Consider the following 1,079-nt stretch of genomic DNA (forward strand, 5'->3'; position numbering starts at 1 on the left):
CGAGCCCCGTCCGCACCGCCACTTAATTTCCAGAGAAACCCTGAGAGAAATCTCAGGGTTTTTTGTCGTTTATAAATATTAAAATCAATAATTACCTTATTACATTTGATAGAATCGGATAGTATTTATAGTTATTCTGTATTTAAGAGGTTTTTCACGTGGTAAAGAAAACCTATGCAATAAGATATGTCGCAGGGCAACCTGTTGAACGAGTCTTTCCTATGTCGGCTCATCAGATTGGGAATACATTACCTGTAGGTACTCCTTTGATCACTGGTACAAATGAGCTTAGGGTTATTGTATGGAATATCTATAAACAGCAGCGTCCTTCATGGCGAAAGGTTCTGAAGGAGCTGACTAATGAAAGCCAGTTGATTTTATTACAAGAAGCGCAGACAACCCCTGATTTAGTTGAATTTGCTACCTCAAATTACCTGATAGCTGATCAAGTTCCTGCATTTCTATTACCACAACACCCCTCTGGTGTGATGACGTTAGCAACTTCTCATCCTGTCTATTGTTGTCCATTGAGAGAGAAAGAGCCTCTTTTACGTTTATCTAAATCCGCTCTCATCACTGTTTATCTTTTACAGGATAATCGTCAGTTAATGGTTATTAATGTGCATGCGATAAATTTCAGTTTTGGTGTGGATGTGTATAGCCGCCAGTTGAATAATATTGGTGCTCATGTTCGTTTACATAATGGTCCGGTAATTATGGCTGGTGACTTTAATGCATGGAGTAAGCAACGATTAAATGCTTTAAAACGTTTTACCAGATATTTACACCTTGAAGAAGTATCTTTTACTGATGATTATCGAACAATCGCGTTTGGTAGACCTTTAGATTTTATTTTTTACCGAGAGTTGAATATAGCCAATGCTATTGTGATACCTACTGATGCCTCCGATCATAATCCTCTTGTTGTGAATTTTTATTAATTCTTTATTATAAGAATATATTCGTTTATTTTTTATGAATTAAATTTTTATTTAATTTATAAAAAAGATATAACTTTATGACTGAAAAATATTATATCATTATTAATTTATTGTAAATTTTTATTCTTAACTGAAAAC

1 protein-coding gene is annotated in these 1,079 nt (G+C 34.2%); it reads left to right on the forward strand.

The annotated features are described in order from the left end of the window. Positions 1-158: 158 nt before the first annotated feature. Positions 159-941 (forward strand): endonuclease/exonuclease/phosphatase family protein, encoded by a 783-nt coding sequence (locus tag KZ793_RS21715; RefSeq protein WP_225817175.1) that lies wholly within the window; start codon positions 159-161, stop codon positions 939-941. Positions 942-1,079 lie beyond the last annotated feature (138 nt).

Source organism: Photorhabdus antumapuensis (assembly GCF_020387775.1).
Lineage (GTDB): Bacteria > Pseudomonadota > Gammaproteobacteria > Enterobacterales > Enterobacteriaceae > Photorhabdus > Photorhabdus antumapuensis.